At 71.3% G+C, this 487-nt stretch carries 1 protein-coding gene; it reads left to right on the plus strand.

Annotated features, from left to right (window positions below; all coding sequences use genetic code 11):
• A partial coding sequence (locus IHV25_RS10255) for a hypothetical protein (RefSeq protein WP_192535029.1) occupies positions 1–487 on the plus strand: 487 nt, incomplete at both ends.

The following is a 487-nucleotide window of genomic DNA, read 5'->3' on the forward strand; positions in this document are numbered from 1 at the left end:
CCTGGACAAGGCGGCGGACCTGCCGTTCCTGAGCCTCGAGCAGGTGCGCCTGGGTGCGGACGGCAAGCCTGTTGCCGACGGTGCGGTCGCATCCGCCATCGGCCTTCGGGCGACCTACAATGGGCCCGGCCCTGGACCCGGTCCTGGCCCGGGGCCCGATCCCAAACCCGGCCCTGGCCCTGGTCCCGGTCCGGGGCCCGGTCCCGTGCCTCCGTCCCCCTGGACGAACGCCACGCCGAACCAGATTGCCACCGCCCGTGCCATCGGGACCATGGCTCCGGGACCGGTCCAGAACGCCATGATCAACGCATCGCGCAGCGAGGGCTTGCGCCTTCTGGACCTGTTCTCCGGCGACAGCCACGCCAACGTGGGCCACATGATCCGCCACGGCGCACAGGAACTGTCCCGCACCCTGATGAACACCCTGTCCGACATGGCCCCGTCTGCGGACGGAATGCCGGGGGGAGGCCGTCTCGAGGTGGCCTCC

Origin of the sequence: Phaeovibrio sulfidiphilus, assembly GCF_014861485.1 — a bacterium.
Lineage (GTDB): Bacteria > Pseudomonadota > Alphaproteobacteria > Rhodospirillales > Rhodospirillaceae > Phaeovibrio > Phaeovibrio sulfidiphilus.